This is a genomic window from Candidatus Korarchaeota archaeon NZ13-K (assembly GCA_003344655.1).
In the GTDB taxonomy this organism is placed as follows: domain Archaea; phylum Korarchaeota; class Korarchaeia; order Korarchaeales; family Korarchaeaceae; genus Korarchaeum.
On record MAIU01000001.1, the window covers coordinates 79,667 to 96,143 of the forward strand.

At 52.1% G+C, this 16,477-nt stretch carries 14 protein-coding genes and 1 rRNA gene; 5 read left to right on the forward strand and 10 right to left on the reverse strand.

Annotation, left to right across the window (positions count from 1 at the left end):
* Window positions 1-45: 45 nt before the first annotated feature.
* A complete protein-coding gene (locus tag BA066_00485) occupies window positions 46-444 on the reverse strand; it encodes a hypothetical protein (GenBank protein ID RDD54261.1) in 399 nt (132 codons plus the stop codon).
* 2 nt (window positions 445-446) lie between these two features.
* Entirely contained in the window at window positions 447-1,352 is a 906-nt protein-coding gene (locus BA066_00490; protein ID RDD54262.1) for a ribose-phosphate pyrophosphokinase, read from the reverse strand.
* A gap of 49 nt (window positions 1,353-1,401) precedes the next feature.
* Between BA066_00490 and tmk the strand changes: the two genes are divergently transcribed.
* Genes tmk through BA066_00510 form a run of 4 tightly spaced genes read left to right on the forward strand, consistent with a single transcriptional unit; the run spans window position 1,402 to window position 5,110 of the window.
* Window positions 1,402-2,010, forward strand: a complete 609-nt coding sequence (gene tmk / locus BA066_00495; GenBank protein RDD54263.1) for a dTMP kinase — start codon at window positions 1,402-1,404, stop codon at window positions 2,008-2,010.
* Window positions 1,976-2,884 (forward strand): carbohydrate kinase family protein, encoded by a 909-nt coding sequence (locus tag BA066_00500; GenBank protein RDD54264.1) that lies wholly within the window; start codon window positions 1,976-1,978, stop codon window positions 2,882-2,884. Before tmk ends, BA066_00500 begins: the two co-directional genes overlap by 35 nt.
* A 10-nt stretch (window positions 2,885-2,894) precedes the next feature.
* Entirely contained in the window at window positions 2,895-3,908 is a 1,014-nt protein-coding gene (locus tag BA066_00505; GenBank protein ID RDD54265.1) for a UPF0104 family protein, read from the forward strand.
* A gap of 32 nt (window positions 3,909-3,940) precedes the next feature.
* Entirely contained in the window at window positions 3,941-5,110 is a 1,170-nt protein-coding gene (locus BA066_00510) for a pyridoxal phosphate-dependent aminotransferase (GenBank protein RDD54266.1), read from the forward strand.
* Window positions 5,111-5,119: 9 nt separating this feature from the next.
* Here the strand turns inward: BA066_00510 and BA066_00515 are convergent, their stop codons facing one another.
* The 7 genes from BA066_00515 to BA066_00545 all read right to left on the reverse strand — a co-directional run bounded on the left by BA066_00515 (window position 5,120) and on the right by BA066_00545 (window position 15,135).
* The gene (locus tag BA066_00515) at window positions 5,120-5,626 is read right to left on the reverse strand and encodes a metallophosphoesterase (protein ID RDD54267.1); all 507 of its coding nucleotides are present in this window, start codon (window positions 5,624-5,626) and stop codon (window positions 5,120-5,122) included.
* Between the two features lie 161 nt (window positions 5,627-5,787).
* Complete coding sequence (locus tag BA066_00520) at window positions 5,788-6,558, reverse strand: tRNA 5'-guanylyltransferase (GenBank protein ID RDD54268.1); 771 nt, start codon at window positions 6,556-6,558, stop codon at window positions 5,788-5,790.
* A gap of 434 nt (window positions 6,559-6,992) precedes the next feature.
* Window positions 6,993-7,325, reverse strand: coding sequence for a hypothetical protein (locus BA066_00525; protein RDD54269.1), 333 nt, complete (start codon window positions 7,323-7,325; stop codon window positions 6,993-6,995).
* A 59-nt stretch (window positions 7,326-7,384) separates the two neighbouring features.
* Window positions 7,385-8,437 (reverse strand): hypothetical protein, encoded by a 1,053-nt coding sequence (locus BA066_00530; GenBank protein ID RDD54270.1) that lies wholly within the window; start codon window positions 8,435-8,437, stop codon window positions 7,385-7,387.
* Window positions 8,428-10,839 carry a hypothetical protein gene (locus tag BA066_00535; protein ID RDD54271.1) on the reverse strand — a complete coding sequence of 804 codons (2,412 nt, stop codon included), beginning with the start codon at window positions 10,837-10,839 and terminating at the stop codon, window positions 8,428-8,430. Before BA066_00535 ends, BA066_00530 begins: the two co-directional genes overlap by 10 nt.
* Before the next feature lie 85 nt (window positions 10,840-10,924).
* Window positions 10,925-12,202 (reverse strand): aspartate--tRNA(Asn) ligase, encoded by a 1,278-nt coding sequence (locus BA066_00540; protein ID RDD54272.1) that lies wholly within the window; start codon window positions 12,200-12,202, stop codon window positions 10,925-10,927.
* Window positions 12,184-15,135: an isoleucine--tRNA ligase gene (locus BA066_00545; protein RDD54273.1), complete on the reverse strand. Its 2,952-nt coding sequence runs from the start codon at window positions 15,133-15,135 to the stop codon at window positions 12,184-12,186. The genes BA066_00540 and BA066_00545 overlap by 19 nt, the downstream gene beginning before the upstream one ends.
* A gap of 77 nt (window positions 15,136-15,212) precedes the next feature.
* On the opposite strand from BA066_00545, the gene rrf reads away from it, so the two are divergent.
* A 5S ribosomal RNA gene (gene rrf / locus BA066_00550) occupies window positions 15,213-15,334 on the forward strand.
* Here the strand turns inward: rrf and thiI are convergent.
* Window positions 15,329-16,471 (reverse strand): tRNA 4-thiouridine(8) synthase ThiI, encoded by a 1,143-nt coding sequence (thiI, locus tag BA066_00555; protein RDD54274.1) that lies wholly within the window; start codon window positions 16,469-16,471, stop codon window positions 15,329-15,331. The two genes, rrf and thiI, sit on opposite strands and share 6 nt — an antisense overlap.
* Window positions 16,472-16,477 lie beyond the last annotated feature (6 nt).

Sequence of the window (16,477 nt, forward strand, 5' to 3'; positions counted from 1 at the left end):
ATCACCTTCGAGTACTAACACCCCTTTGGCCTATATAACCTTTCACTAACCCGATAGATCTTCTCCCAATCCCTCGCTCTGAGAAAGCAGATTCCCTTCAATATCAGTTCGAGGGACGCGATCAGATTCCCTCAAGGCCGCGATCTGTCTACGGAGATAAACCCCCAATGCCAGCGATGGTAGGAACACAAGCAAACCCTCAGGCGGTAGGTTTAGCATCAGCAGGATGCCGCTTAGAGCTAGGATGAAGTAGAAGATCGAGAGGATCTCGAAAGCAATTCTCTTACCTAGCATCATAGCTATTGAGAGGATCATGAGCACCGAGCCGGCGATGATGCCTAGGAGGGAGAGGGGGAAGTAGGGGAGGAGCTCCGAGGAGATGTAAAACAGTAGGAGCGAGATGAACACCGTGATGAGACTGGAGATCATCACCCCTAACCTCAATTTCAAGTGAGACCACCCGACCTTAAAGCCTCCGCTATCACCGGGACGACGCTGGCCCTGGATCCCGCCCACTCTATGGTGTCAGTTGCCACCAAAATGTCGGCCCCCGCCCTCAGTATCCTCTCTAGAGAGCCAGGGACGAGCACGGGGTGGACGAAGGACGCAACTAGATATCTCGCGCCCATCCTCCTAGCCGCCGTGAGGGCATTCGCCATAGTTCCGCCCGTTGAGACGATGTCATCGACCACTATGACGTCTCTTCCCTCCAGATCTAAGCTCTTGACGAAGGTCCTTATCTCGCCGGTGCTTACATCTCTCTCCTTCTCTAGGGAGTCGTATTCAGCCGCCCCATAGTACTCAGCTAACTCCCTGGCCCAGTTTATGCTCTCGGTGTCCGGGCCTAGGATGAAGGGGTCCTTGAGAGGGAGCCTCCTGAGCTCCTCAGCCAAGGGCTTGAACCCGCTCAGATTAAGGAAATCGGCCCTGATGGACAACCCCCTCAGATCCCTCAGCCTGTGGAGGTGGGCTGTAACAGTCACTATGCTGTCAGCCCCTGATTCCTCGAGGAGATTGATCACGTACTTTGAGGAGAGGGGCTCTCCCTCCCTGAATATGCTATCCTGCCTTGAGTAGGGGAAGTACGGCATCAAGACGATCACGCGACCCGCCTTCATGTGCTCCTTCAGGTTCCTGAGTGTGAGGAGCACCTCCATCAGGTAATCGTTTGGTCTACAATTGCCGGCGCTCATCCTCATGGAGAGCAAGATGCTCTCACCATCCACCCTCCCCATGACCCTGGGGCAGACCTCCCCATCCGGGAAGACCCTCCTCTCCACGGGGACCAGCCTCACCCCAAGCTCCCTGGAGAGTGCTACGTTGAAATCGTCCTGAGGTCCGACCACTAGCATATGAGGTGGGGGCGCTGGTGAATTAAAAGTTAGGCCGTGAGGTGGTCGGATGCTGGTCGCATTCGAGGGGATAGATGGTGCCGGTAAGACCACTCAGAGCAAGAGGCTATTCGCTAAGCTGATGGAGCTGGGAATGAGGGCTGTGTGGAGCAAGGAACCCTCGGATGGGGAGATAGGCAGGTTGATCAGGGGTGCCCTCAGGGGAGAGGTGGAGCTGGATCAGAGAACCCTGGCCCTCCTATTCGCCGCTGACAGGATAGAAAACATGAGGAGGTTGGCTGAGGATGGAATAATAATCATAGTTGATAGGTGCGTTCTCTCATCTCTAGCCTACCAAGGGGTCTTCGTGCCATTCGAGTGGATCCTAGAGATAAACAGGTGGGCCAAGCTGCCCGACGTCATCTTCTACTTGGACCTGAGCCCTGAGGTGGCTGTAAAGAGGGCACCGGAGGGAAGCGTGTACCACACGGTGAGCTTCCTCAGGCAGGTGAGGGAGAATTACATCAAGCTCATCGGAGAGGAGCCCTGGAAGTCAAGAACCTACATGATAGATGCGAGCAGGGAAGAGGGAGTCGTCTTCGATGAAATCCTTAATATATTCCTCGGGAGGCTGAGGGAGGAAAATGAGGTTCGTGGCAGTGGGCAATGCGAACGTTGACATAAAGATATTCGTGGAGAGAATACCGAGTCCGGATGAGTCCATAGAAGCCCTGGCAGCCACCGTGAATGCCGGAGGGGCGGCTTCGAACTTCGCAATGGCTGCAGCTAAGATAGGAGTTGAGTCATACGTGATCGCATGCCTGGGGGATGATGACCTGGGGAGAATATACTTGGAGGCCTTGAGACGATGCAGGGTCAATACTTCGGGTGTGAAGATGGTAGAAGGGATCAGGACGGGTTTGGTGGTAATACTCAACGTGCTGGGGGAGGATAGGAGGATGATAGAGAGCGCCGGAGCCAATGAGGAGCTGACACCATCCGATATCTTCGAGAGGAGGGAGCTGATAACATCAGCAGATGAGGTTCACATGGCGAGCGTGAGGCCTGAGATAGCGGAATCAGTCCTCGAGCTCAGGAGGGATGCCTCATGGGATCCGGGAATGAGGATGATAAGGAGGTACAGGGAGAGGATATGGTCCCTGCTCAGCAAGACGGGGAAGGTTTTCCTGAACGAGAGGGAGGCTGAGGCTCTCTCGGGCGAGACAGATCCAGTCGCCGGCATCAGTAAGATAGCGGGGAAGGGCCCGAACGAGGTGATAGTTAAGATGGGGGCGAAGGGCTCCTTGGCCTGGGTTGAGGGCGAGACTTACAGGGTAGATGCGATCCCCGTGAAGGTGATCGACACCACGGGGGCGGGGGACATATTCGCGGCCGTCTACCTGAAGGCCAGGAGGAGGGGCTACGATGTGGGGGAGTGTCTGAGGCTGGCTAACGCCGCATCAGCAATAAAGGTCTCGAGACCGAGTACCGTCGATGGCATGCCAAGCTGGGATGAAGTGCAGACGATGAGGCTGATGTTCTACGGTAAATGAGTGTGGTAACATGGAGAGCCAAGAGGAGATCCCCAGGATAGGTAAGAAGAACTTCCTTCTCATAACAGTCGGCATAGCCCTAACGTTACCCCTCCTGATGACCTTCGACGTCAGATCGGCTGCTGAGAGGATGGCATCTATGGGATTGACTTCTGTAGCTCTAGCGTTCGCCTCAATACATCTGGGCGTTCTCTTCTATAACCTAGGATGGTACTTCCTCCTAAGGAGGAGGGTGCCATTTAAGGACGTCTTTCTCATAGGATGGACCAGCCTCTTCATAAACCTGCTGATCCCGGCAGCGTCTACAACCGGGGAGGTGGCTAGAGTATACTTCGTGACCAAGAGATCTGACATAACCGCTGCAGAGGCCTTGTCATCCGTTGTCGCTCACAGGGTTATAATGATAATCCCCTTCTTGGTCAGCGTGACCCTCGGCTTCTCCTACCTGGTGTCGTTAGGGCTGGACGGTAATAGCTTGGTGGTGGCGGTACCGATAACGCTCCTGGCACTGGCTTTCTATCTTATGTACAAATTCAGCATGAGGGAGGATTACGTGAGGAGGCTCATAAAATTGCTTGAGAGAATCCTGAGGAGAAACCTTGACAGTCTCGAGAAATCGGCTAGAGATTACTCGAGATCCTTCAGACATCTGATGTCCGAGAGAGGACTGCTCCTGATCACGACACTCTGTGCTTTCCTGAATTGGCTATTCGATATGTTGCCGATATTCATCTACTTTGAGGCCCTGGGACATAAAATAGATCCCCTTTTAGGCATTTTAATATACTCGGTCTCCATAATCCTGATACTGATCCCGATTGGGATCCCCGGGAACATGGGGGTAAGGGAGTGGGTCATGACCAGCCTTTTGGTGCTCATGGGTCTGAGCGGTGGCGATGCCTTGGCTCTCACGCTAGCCTCATCAACGATAACCGTCTTCTTGAACGAGCTGATCTTCGGCTTAGCGGCCTACTCCATCCTAGTAACCTCACAGGGCCCCGGGAATGAGGGCAAGAGTTTTTAATAAAGCCGGATGATCAGACAATAGGTGATCGTGTGCCGAGCTTCGCCTCCAGGATGAGCAAGTTGGGCGTGGAGGGAGCCTTCATAGTACTCGCTAAGGCTAGGGAGCTGGAGAGAAAGGGAAAGAGCGTGATACACTTGGAAATAGGTGAACCGGGTTATAATCCACCCAGACACGTGATAGAAGCCACCAAGAGAGCTGTTGAAAGTGGTATGACCAAATACACGCCTTCCACGGGAATATATGAGCTCAGGGAGGCGATAGCGGAGAGGGTGTCCGAGAGCAGGGGGATAGATGTCAAACCTGAGAATGTTGTCGTCACCACGGGAGCGAAGCTGGCCATATTTGGAGCGCTCATGTCGTTCGTGGATCCGGGGGATGAAGTGATAATTCCCATGCCGGCCTATCCCGCTTATGAGAGCGTAGTTAACTTCATAGGTGGTATGGTGAGACCCGTCGTCCTTAAGGAGGAGAGGGGATTCTCCCCCAGCATCGAGGACATCATGAGTCAAATATCGAGCAGGACGAAAGCGATAGTGATAAATACGCCATCCAACCCGACGGGTGGCATGTATAGCAGGAAGGACCTCGAGGAGATCGTCAGGGTGGCCAGGGAGAGGGACATACTGGTAGTATCCGACGAGATATATGAGGACATTGTGTTCGACGGTAGGAAGCATGAGAGCATCCTGTCGATCCCGGGGGCGGAGGACGTTGCCATAATGATAAGCGGATTCAGCAAAACTTGGGCGATGACAGGTTACAGGCTGGGTTATGCCGTTGGGAGGCAGGAGTTCGTTGATAAGATAGCCCAAATACAACTCAACACGTCATCCTGTCCTCCCCATTTCGCCCAGATAGCGGCGATCGAGGCGATCAGGGGACCGCAGGATGAGGTCCATGAGATGTTGAGAGATTACGAGAGGAAGAGGGAGGTAATATACGAGGAGGTCTCCAGGACAAAGGGATTCAGCATGATAAAGCCTGCTGGGACCTTCTACGCTTTTCCCAACATAAAGGCTACTGGATTTTCCTCTAGAGAGCTTGCTGATAAGCTACTGCTTGAAGCCGGAGTGGCTTTGCTCCCCGGGACGGCCTTCGGGGAGGCTGGTGAGGGCTACCTGAGGCTATCATTCGCGGGTCCCATGGAGGACATAAAAGAGGGGATGAGAAGGATCAGGGAATATATAGAATCTCTCTAGGAAGGCCGCTCAGATATCAAAAATTTCCACTTTTTTAGCCTCTGTATCGAGCAGAGCCGCAGTTTTTCTACCACTCAGCTTTCCGCAGAGTTCGCCAGGGTTGATGACAAGCGTTTCACCGATTTCCTCAACGTGAACCTCGTGCGTGTGTCCGTAGAGGATGAAATCGAACCTACCGCTTCCAGCCAAAGATATTGCAGTGAATTTCGTCAGCTCGCTATCCCCGAATCCGTGGAAAAGCAAAAAGGAGGCCCCGCCGAGGTCCACCTCGACTGGCGATGGGTGAAAGGTGCCACCTCCCTCCAAGATCTTGAGGGCCACTAGAACCTCGGCGTCGTTGTTTCCCCTCAATACCCTGAATGGGATTCCGGAGTTTAAAATTGGATCCAGGGAAAATGGAGAAATTAGATCACCCAAATGGATTAACTCATCGACTCCAAACCTCTGAAAGAGCTCTAAAGCTCTTTCCAGCGATTCAACATCGTCGTGGGAGTCCGAGATTATTCCCAGAATCATGGGATGTCACCTGTGGGTCCTCTGAGTTAGGTCTTAAAAGACTTTCGCTTAGGATCTAGTGAATTTATGGAATATTAATTAAAATATTCATTTAATATCGGTGACAAGTTATATTATTTTACAGTTTCCTGCCGACGTGGAGTTTGCTGGGAGGTGGATGTTCAGGACTCCTCATAAGCCCTCAGGGATTCTATCAGATAATCCCTGCCCTCGGGTGCCGAGAACAGGGGAACCTCCCAGTCGACGAGCGGGAGTTTCCTCTTGACCCCCTCTGAAGCCTCCCTCCCATGGCCCTTCCTGACGATGACACCCCTCCTCTGCCAGGCCGGTACCTTGGTTATGTTGATCCCCAACCTGTCAAAGATTATCTCATGAAGCTGCTCGGCCTTTTTCCCTTCCAGCTCTCTCGCGGCCTCTTCCCTCCCCAAGCCGCTGCTCTCCAAGGCGAGTAGGGCATATGAGTTGAGGGCATTTCTCCAGGCCTCCGATTGCCTCCAGCTCAGGTAGTTCAGGAGATCATCAATGTCCCGAATGATCACTACCCTAGCGTCGAAGCAAACGGGGTAATTCAAGGCCGTGGACACTATGGCGGAGGAGTAAGACGGAATCACGCTGATCAGCTTCTCTATTCTTCCATTCCACGGGATCGGGGGGTATAGCAGGAAGGATATCTCATCCGAGAACAGAAAAGACAAGGCTAGAGGAAATCCCATCTGCATCAATCTGAGGGGTGCCTGTGACAAAGCTTCGATTAATCTCCTGTCAAACGGTCTATCTAACTTCAATTCCTCAGCCACTCTGTGGAACCTCCACCCATCTATCCTCACAACCACGGGGTCATCTGAAGGCACTCTAAGCGCGGAGAAGATCTCCCTGCTCTTCCAATAAGCACCTTGATCTCTATAAATCTCATAAGACTTCCTCTCCAGCACAAATCAACCATCCCCTACATCTTTTAAATGCTCTTCGGTAGGTGGGGCCTCAAGATGGCCCTCGCTGGTCCATCAAGCTAGTTTAATCGAGCAAAGAGGTTGATGCAAGATCCCAGCACTCTAACTCGAAGCGAACCCCAGGTTCCTGAGCATCCCAGGCAATGGTCTCATGAGCCCTCGGAATGATAGCTGGAAGCTAAGATGGGTTCCTGGGAAGATCCCGATGCTTGAACTGAAACTTTTATGGTCCGAGGTAGCTGAGCATCAGGAAGCATGCTGGGCGGTGCTTAAGGCATATCAAGCGATCTCGTCCTCATCCTTCGGAACGACTCCGCCAATTCACCTGAGGCGGGAGGAAGCATCCCCAGACGGAGAGCATAACTGAGCCAAAAAGCTTCCCATGATGACCTTCATGTGGGAACGTGGGCACGAAGTCATCCGCTTAACCTTGAGATGTTCTCGGCGACCTCCAGTACAGCTGACTCAACATCTTCCTTCTCGGTCTCCAACGTTATTATCCCCCTAGCCTCAACTATCTCCTTCAACTTCGGATCGAATTTCTTAGCGATCAGGACCTCACAGTCTCTTAGGATCTCTAACACGGAGGCCGGACCTCTCCTGCTCTCCCTCCTCGTGTTAACCCTCATTTCGACCCTGGTAGGGCTCTTACCCAGAACATCGTATATGGCGAAGAATTTAGCAGTGTGAAACGATCCTTCATTTAAGCTCTTACCGTCATCCGTCGCAACGGCCACCCTAATGGGCAAACCCTCTCATCCTCCCAGTCAGGCCCGGAATTACGGCGAGCGGGAAGATATTAATGTTTTTAGTCGCGTCCGATCATGCTGTTTAGCCTATCTTTTAATCTAATGAGCACATTTAACATAGCATTCGAGCTAATTATCATCGACAGGAAACCCATTCCTCCGAAAGCGGACCATTCAGGTTCGTTCCTTAATAAATGAGATGCCTCAGCGTAGAGGTCGATACTCTGAGGTGCTAGGACATAGACTAGACCAAGTGGAGGATCATAGAAGAAGGATACTGCTACTCTAGTCATCATCCTCGCTTCTATGGATACTACAAACCTTTGATATGGTTCATTCACCTCCCAGAGGCCCGTGCCTCCCTCTACCATGAAAGGCTCAGCTAGAAGCTCCCTCATCCTCCTCTCGAATTCCGGTAACTTAGACCTGAGTATGCTCGATGTGGCCGAACTTCCCTTCACAAACCACCATGGGTCATCTATGGAGTCCTGGAGGGAGGATATCGCGATCATGATCCATTCCTCCCCCTCAAAGCAGGCCGCTGATAGAGCTCTTTGGATAAGTCCTATGGCATTCTCCTCCATTAAATCGGGCCAATAGAGCTGTGATCTCCTCTTAACATCATCACAAAGCTCAGAGGAGCATTTGCTTCTGAAACCTGATAAAGCTATCCAGGAGAGATAGTCGTTCTCTTTGGATAGATAGCAGGATATTAGGTAGAGCATCAGGCTGGTTGAAACGCCACCCAATGGATATCTCACCCTGCTCACGCTCCAGCTGGTAGGAATCTCTGTGGATCCATGATCTATCACCATCAGACCCTTGTAGAGGTCTCTAGCCACTGAAATCGGACCGTAACCGTGAGGGGGAAGCTCTAGGAAGATCAAGTAATCGCACTTGCTCACCATGGACTCCACGGCATCTAGACTCGTCTCGGGGAGTGAGACCAAGAACTCAGAATCTATACTCATCTGAGAGCAGAGTTCGGAAAGGATTACGGAAGAAGCTATTCCATCGGGAGTAGGTGGGAGTACGATCCCCACCCTCTCGATCCCTCTCAGGGAGTCCTCAAGGATGCGAGCAGCTCTCTCAGCCCAGCCCTCTACTTCCATATGCGGCTACCTCTCTTGGCCCTCCTCAAGATGAGGAGCAAGAGGGAAAGCCCTGCCCCTATGATGAAGTATATCAGGAAGTTGAGGATGGCTCCCATCTGCGTATAAGTTCGCTCCTCCAAACTCAAGATGATATCTTCAGCTCTCTTTAGGGACTCCTCAGCTGCGGAGATCCTGCCCTCATTTATCAGGGCCTCGCCCTCCTTAAGGAACTCTTCTACCGTGCTTAAAGCCTCCTCGTACTGAGGAGATCCCCTCAATGTCTCCAATAGGGTTCTATACCTCCTGCTGAGGTCGGCCAGCTTCGATCGAATCTCCCTCTCCTTCTCACGCGTAGCCTCGCTCACGACATATATATGCGCGGCATCTACCCTCAGGATCCTACTGTCATTAAACAGCGCCAAGCTGGGGATCGTGAAGTTGCCCGATGCGTTGAAGCGCAACACAACTTTAAATTGAGAAGGGGCCGTCACTTTCAATCTATTGCCCACCAGCATCCCCTGAGACTCCACAACGGATGCCTCTCGCGGAAACTCAAGAGTGACCTCACCCTTGGGGGTCTCTACCCTGATGCTGACCTCGACGCTCTCATTAACCATGACCCTCGCCCTCCTGGTTTCAGCGTAGACCCTCCCGCTCACCTCCCCGATGAATATCGGTAGCTCCTTGAAGACGGTTCTGTATGAGCCGTATCCCTCGGGGAGGTAGTGCAAGGAGATCATTATGGAGGAAGGTCCTACAGTTTTGGCTCTGAAGGAGAAATCCAGCTTTACTGTCTCCCATTCACCTATATCAGCTAGGAGCTTGGAGGTATCTGATATCGGATCCATGCCGGATGAGCTGACGTTTATTAGGACTCCCTTCAAAGGTACCATCGAGCTAAAGCTTATGCTGAGCCTCACCTCATCGCCCAAGTTCGGATCCTCAGGTGATATGAAGGTCATAATGTTAATTGGAGTTTCGGGAACAGAATACACCATTATACTATCAGGGAGATTTATTGTGTAATTTTTATTTGAGTAGTCCGTGATGTTGAGAGAGAGCTTCCCCGCATACCCCCCCATCGGGATGCTCAGGGGTACCGGGAGGACAATGGAGGACCTCGGGGGAATCTGCTCATACATCGGGAAAGAGAGCCTGATCGGGGAACCTCCATCCGATAATTGCACGATTAAACTGCTCACTCTAGCCGGTAGGTCACCGGAGTTGCTCACCCTCACATGTAGGGTACCTCTCCCTCCCAGCAGGTACACCCGGGTGGTATTTACCAGGGAAACCCCATATGCCGGTAAAATTTTGACGTCCCTTTCCCAACCGAAAAGCTCATATTCAGTCCTTACGCTTATGAGCAGCTTAATGGTACGCTCTACCTCGACGGTGGGTGCGTTCATCTCTATTCTCACCGGCACATTCATCCCCTCTAACATGACCGATGTAGTTCCGAAGATCAATGTGACCTCCCTCGAGCGGTCGGGTGGTGCTAACATGACCTGGAACGTGGTACCGCCCAGAACGACGCTCGGCACCTCCGCCTCAACGTCCAGCCTGAGACCTGGATCAAAGTAATACTTAATCCCGCTGAACTCACATGTACTGCAGGAGGATGGCTCGATTATCCTGTAAGGAACCCCACTCAGTTCCTCAATCTCCAGCAGCGCCTTAACCTCACCCTCGTAGAGGAGGAGGCCGCTCCTCAGCTCAATAGAACTGGATCTGGCGAGCTTGATGGGCGGCCCATACGCCCTGACGATGACGGACCCATCCTCTGCCGAGATCTCAATCCTATCATAGGATCCCGTAACATTCCCCAATACAGCAAGATCTTCATGGGGCTTAGAGATCCCTCGGAATGCTAGGCATGTTCCGTTGTCGAAGAGCGTGATGTAGGACAGCTCTCCCTCCAAGTTCCAATCCCTGCGGAAGATCCACCCCCCAATGCTCGCCGACCAATACCCTTGGAGCGATTCGTTATTCAAGCGTATCCTCGCTATTCCTTCTTTCTTGGCTTCAGTGATCTCAAGATCTCCCATGCAAGCTCCCTCCAGCAGGCTGACCTCCTCGACCGTCCCACCAGATGAGCTCACCAGCAGTGGTGGGAGAAGAGATACGTTGAGATCTCCGACCGTGATGATCGAAGAGTTTCTCTCCAATAACAGTCTCACATGCGTTCCATTGAAGGATACCTTATTAAACGTATCATTCTGTGCGATTAAAGGGGACGTACCGCTCGAATGAAGGATAGCTAGCGGCCTGACCCTGTAAGCCCTGCTGACCAACTCAGGACCTTCCCCCACTACAGCGACGACTCCCCCGTATCTCAAGACCTCCTGCTGAGCCCAGATCCTCAGGTGAGTGAGTATTATCATCGATAGGAAGAGGAGAAACCACAGCTTCTTCACCACTCGGGGCACCCGTTCCATCCCTATGAACTTTCACCTCCCTACTTTATTCTTTGCTGAGTTGATCGCCGTCCTCATGATCGCAAGTTTACGGCAATATTCTATCTGGATCTCTCGGGAAGAGAGAGGCCTCCTTAACACTACTGAGGTCCAGCATCTTCATCAGCAGTCTCTCTATGCCTATCGCGAATCCACCATGGGGCGGGGCTCCGTAAGCGAAGAACTTAGTGAACCACTCCAAGCTCCTTGGATCAAGTCCCTTCTCCCTTATCTGGGATATCAGGACCTCATACCTGTGCTCCCTCTGACCTCCGCTGCTCAGCTCCAACCCCTTGTAGAGGAGGTCCACGCTCCTGGCCCAAGTGTCATCCTCCTTCATCACGTAGAATGGCTTTACTTTGAACGGAAAGCGGTTTACAAAGAAAAAATCCGAACCATACTCTTCCCTTACGTACTGCCACAGGATCCTCTCGCCCTCTGTATCGTAATCCTCCCCGTAGGCGACCTCCTTCCCGTACTCAGCCAATATATCGTAAATCTTTGGGAACCTGAGCTCAGGGAAGGGGATTTTAGGGACATCCAGATCCACCTTAAGTATCTCCAGCTCCTTGGATCTCTCCTCAATCACCCTCTTTATTCCCTCCCTGATGATCTCCTCCTCTATCCTCATGGTATCCTGCTCGCTCTCGATGAAGGCCATCTCTACTGCCAGCGACCTGAACTCGCTCAGATGCCTAGGGGTGCGACTTAATTCCGCTCTCCAATTCGTTCCTAAATCATATATCTTCTCGAAACCTCCCAGAATTGTCAATTGCCTGTGAAGCTGAGGATCTTGCCTCAAGTAAGCTTCCTTATCGAAGTAATCGACCCTGAAGACCTCCGCGCCGCTCTCACTGGCTGCTCCTATCAGAGATGGCGTGAAGACCCTGATGAACCCCCTCCTCCGTAGGCAGTCCTCCATACCATCGAGCAGGGAGGACTCTATCTTGAAGATTGCCTGAACCTCGGGTCTTCTCAAATCGAGTGGTCTGTTGTCGAATCTGGTGTGAACTTGGGCGGGAACCTTCCAATTGGGATCTAGAGGAAGCTGAGGACTCGCGTAAGAGTGCACCACTATCTTCTCCGGTATTACCTCTCTGTCAGCACCCACTGCGATCTTCTCCCGTACCTCCCTCCCGAGGACCTCTATTACCGACTCCTGTGTCAGATTCTCAGATATCTCGAATAGTCTGTCATCAACGATGCCCTTCTTCAGCGTTATCTGAACTCTTTCATTCCAATTTCTGATCACTATGAACCTAACTTTTCCCAAATTTCTGACCTCACTCACCCAGCCGTGTAGCCTAACTAGAGCTTCCTCACCCATACGAACACCCTCCTTCCATCGACCTCCCACTCCTTACCTAGGGAGATGCCTGAGACCTCCTCCGGACTATTAACCAGATGAATAGCATCCGCATCTGAGTTCCAAGCTATATCGTCATAAAAGCTTTCTACAGCCCTTCTCACGGTCTCATCTCCCTGTATGTAAACCTCTATCCTCTCGACACCCAAGGTAAGACCCAGTTCCTTTCTCATCAGCTGAATCCTCCTTATTATTTCCCTAGAGAGACCCTCGAGGAGTTCCTCCTCACCTATCTCCAGCGACACATAGATTTTTCCTCCATCGAAACTGCCCTCAGCCCATCCCTTACCCTCAGGCGGGCCTCCTATGGCTATCCTCTTCACGTTAGCCTCCGCCTCTATGACCTCGGCGAACGTCTCAACGGCCCTTCTGACGAGGGGGTTCTCCGGGACTATTATCATCTCCCTGAGGGGCTGTCTCTTCTTTAATCCTGCGTTGGCCCTGACTTGACCCGAAGAGCTTATTATCGCCCTTGCCACTTCCATAAGGGATTCCAGATCGCTATCTATTAGGGAGCTATCGGGTTGCGGGAGGGTGAGCATGTTAACGCTCTCAGGCTCTCCCTCCATCCTGAAAGAATCCAAGTATATCTTTTCAGCTAGGAAAGGAGTGACGATGGACAGATAGGGTAGAACGCTTTTAAGCACGTGATATAGCACACTGGACCACTCTGAGGAGACAGATTCATCTCTAGATCTTATCTTCTTCCTCGAGATCCTCAGATAGAGATGACTCACGTCCTCTATGAGGAAGTTAATTATCTCATTTGAAGCGATATGTGTGTTGTAATTCTCCATGGCGTGCCTGAAGTTCTTCATCACGGTATTCAATCTCGAGATCAACCACCTGTTTATGGGATCCCTCACCCGATCCGGGCTCAGGGACTCAACTTCCCTGTCCCCTATGTAAGTCGATGCGAAGACGTAGACGTTCCATATTATGTTCAGCTTCCTCTCCATCTCCTCCATACCCTTCCAAGAGAACCTCAGATCCTGCCAAGGAACCTTAGTGAGCACGAAAGCTCTAAAACAGTCCCTTCCATGCCTCCTTATTATCTCCTGAGGGGGCACGTAGTTCCCGAGCCTCTTATGCATCTCCCTCCCCTTCTCGTCCAACATGAAGCCGTGCATCAGAACGGACTTGTAGGGAGCCCTGTTGAAGAGCAGGACCCCTATCCTGAGCAAGGAGAAGAACCATCCCCTCACCTGGTCGTGACCCTCGGTTATGAAATCGACCGGGAATATCTCACTGAAGGAGTCAGCGTTCTCGTACGGATAACCGAAGCTGGCGAAGAACGATATTCCGGAGTCGTACCAGACGTCCATTATGTCAGGTATCCTCCTCATGGTACCCCCGCAGGACTTACAAGTGAAAGAAATTCCATCCACCCATGGCCTGTGCAAATCACTCAAATTCACACCGGACCTCTCCTCGAGCTCCCTTGACGATCCAATCAGCTCGATGTTACCGCAGTTGTCACAGATCCATACCGGCATAGGTATTCCCCAGTAACGTTGCCTCGACACTATCCAGTCCTCGATGCCCAGCAGCCAGTCCTTGAACCTCCTCTCCCCACCCCACTTGGGAACCCACTTGACGCTATCGCTCTCGTTAAGGAGCTTCTCCCTTATATCGGAGAGCTTGATGAACCACTGCCTCGTCGTCCTTATTATCAGGGGGGTGTCACATCTCCAGCAGACCGGGTACTTGTGTACTATCGTGCCCTTAGCCAGGAGAAATCCTCTATCCTCCAGATCCTTGATTATCAAACCGTTGGCCTCTCTCACCTGCAAGCCAGCGTACTTTCCGGCCTCGGGGGTGAAAACGCCCTTCTCATCGACGGGACTTTTCACTGGAAGCCCGTATCTCATACCCATCTCGAAGTCCTCCTTCCCATGTCCGGGTGCTACATGGACGCAGCCGCTTCCCTCCTCCATGCTGACGTACTCGGAGCTCAGGATCACCTTGTGAAAATCTTTGATGTCCCTCTGAAGGTCTACCACATCCTCGAGTGGATGCTCGTACTTCAAACCCTCCATCGCTCTCCCCTGAAACTCCTCCAGAATCTCATATTCTCTGAGGCCGGATTCCTTAAGCACGTGCTCAAGTCTCTTCTCCGCCATTATCAGGACACCCTCGCTCGTCCTAACCTTCACGTACCTCTCCTCGGGGTGGACCATCACGGCCACGTTGGCCGGTAGGGTCCAGGGGGTCGTGGTCCAGATGACTAGGTACTCATCCCTCCCGACCACCTTGAACTTGACGAATATCGAGGGATCCATCATGTCCCTGTAGCTCTCACTGACCTCATAATCAGAAAGCACTGTCTCGCATCTCGGACACCAATGCACAGCTCTCTCTCCCTGATAAAGCCTTCCCTCCTCCCATATCTTTTTAAGACCCCACCAGGCGCTCTCTATGTACTCCTTATCGTACGTCCTGTACGGGGAGCTCCAGTCCAAGGAGACCCCGAATTCCTTGAAGTGCCTAGTCATGGACTCTATGTTTCTGGAGGCCAGTTCCCTGCACATCTCCACGAACTTATCTATCCCAAAGCTCTCTATATCCTTCTTCGAGGAGAACCCAAGGGTCTTCTCCGTCATCACCTCTATGGGCAACCCGTGAGTGTCCCATCCAGGCTTATCCAATACGGAGAATCCCTCTCCCCTCTTGAATCTCACTATAGCATCCTTAATGATCTTGTTCCACACGGTGCCGGGGTGAGGTGTGTCCGATGAGGGGTAAGGCGGACCGTCTAGGAAATGAAACTTGTTAGCCCTGGCTCTCAACTCCCTGAGCTTTTCATATATCTTTTCCTCCTCCCAGTACTTAAGAATTTCTGATTCATAGCTTTTTGGATCAAATTTTCTTCCTAGTCTCCTCATCTTATGCATGGCTTCGCACCCCTCCGGCTGTCCCCCTACTCCGGGGACGCAAGTTTTTAAAGTGAGTCACCCCTCGCGTCACGGGGGCGAGCGGCCATAGCGGCCAGGGACACACCCGGACCCATTCCGAACCCGGAAGTTAAGCCTGGCCGCGTTCCGCGGAGTACTGAGCTCCCCAAGGGCTCGGGAAACGCGGAAGCTGCTAAGCCCCCTTACAATCCTCTAAGATCTCCTTGAATCCGATCCTCTCAACGACCCTCGAGAAACTCCTCCATTCCGCTGAGGTCTTGGGCTTCGCCGGTACGAAGGGGCACGGATCTTTGTGGGATATCGAGATGTCGTAGGTTCCAATCTCCTTTGCCAGCCTAACGATCTCCTCCTTATCCATGCCTATGAGAGGTCTGAGTACGGGCTTCTCCAGACATCTGCTCTCGACCTCTAGGTTTGCCAGCGTTTGAGATGCCACCTGCCCTAAGGAATCTCCCGTAACGATGGCATGGGCCCCTAGTTCTTTGGCCAATCTATTTGCGATGATGAGCATCCTCCTCTTACAGAGAAGGCAGGTCCACTCCCTGGCGCCTCTGCTGACGACCTCGCTTAGGAAGCCCGCATGCTCCACCACCACAGGTTTAAACTCATAACCATAAGAGTATCTCCTCAGCACTTCAATTATCCTCCTGAACGTCTCCTCCTCGGCCTCGCTCTTGGAGAAGTGCACCGGGATCACCCTAGCCCCTCTCTTCATCATCAACCAAGCCGCCACTGGGCTATCGATTCCACCCGAGATGAGGGCCACAACACTACCCTGAGTGCCCACCGGCAACCCTCCGTATCCACTTATCCTCTCATCCGAAACGTAAGCATAGCCTCCGATCAGCTCCACGATTATCTCCTGATCCGGATCATCCAAGTTGACCGGTCTTCCTGTTCTCTCCTTAACGATGGATCCCAGCTCCTTAGCCAACTCTAAGGAGGTCTTTGGAAATTCTTTGGTCACCCTCTGGACCCTTATAGCGAAACTACCATTCCCCCAACTGGATACAAGCTCAACGGCCCCATCAAGGTCGGCTTCAACCTCGATGGAGGGGCTGTACGAACTCACACCGAAGACAAGCCTTGTGGAATCCCTGACTCTAGGATCTGACGTGTAGACTATCAATCTAGCTGCTCTCTTGACTATCTTAAAGAAATGGACACCTTCACTCCTGTATGTCTCCTCTAAATTCCTCTGAAGGATCCTTTCCATCCGATGCCTCACAGTAGAGCTCTTGAGGCCTATCTCCGAGTACCTCACAACTAGCGAGTTGAACTCCCTCACAATTATTATACTCGGGATCCAGCGTATATAACG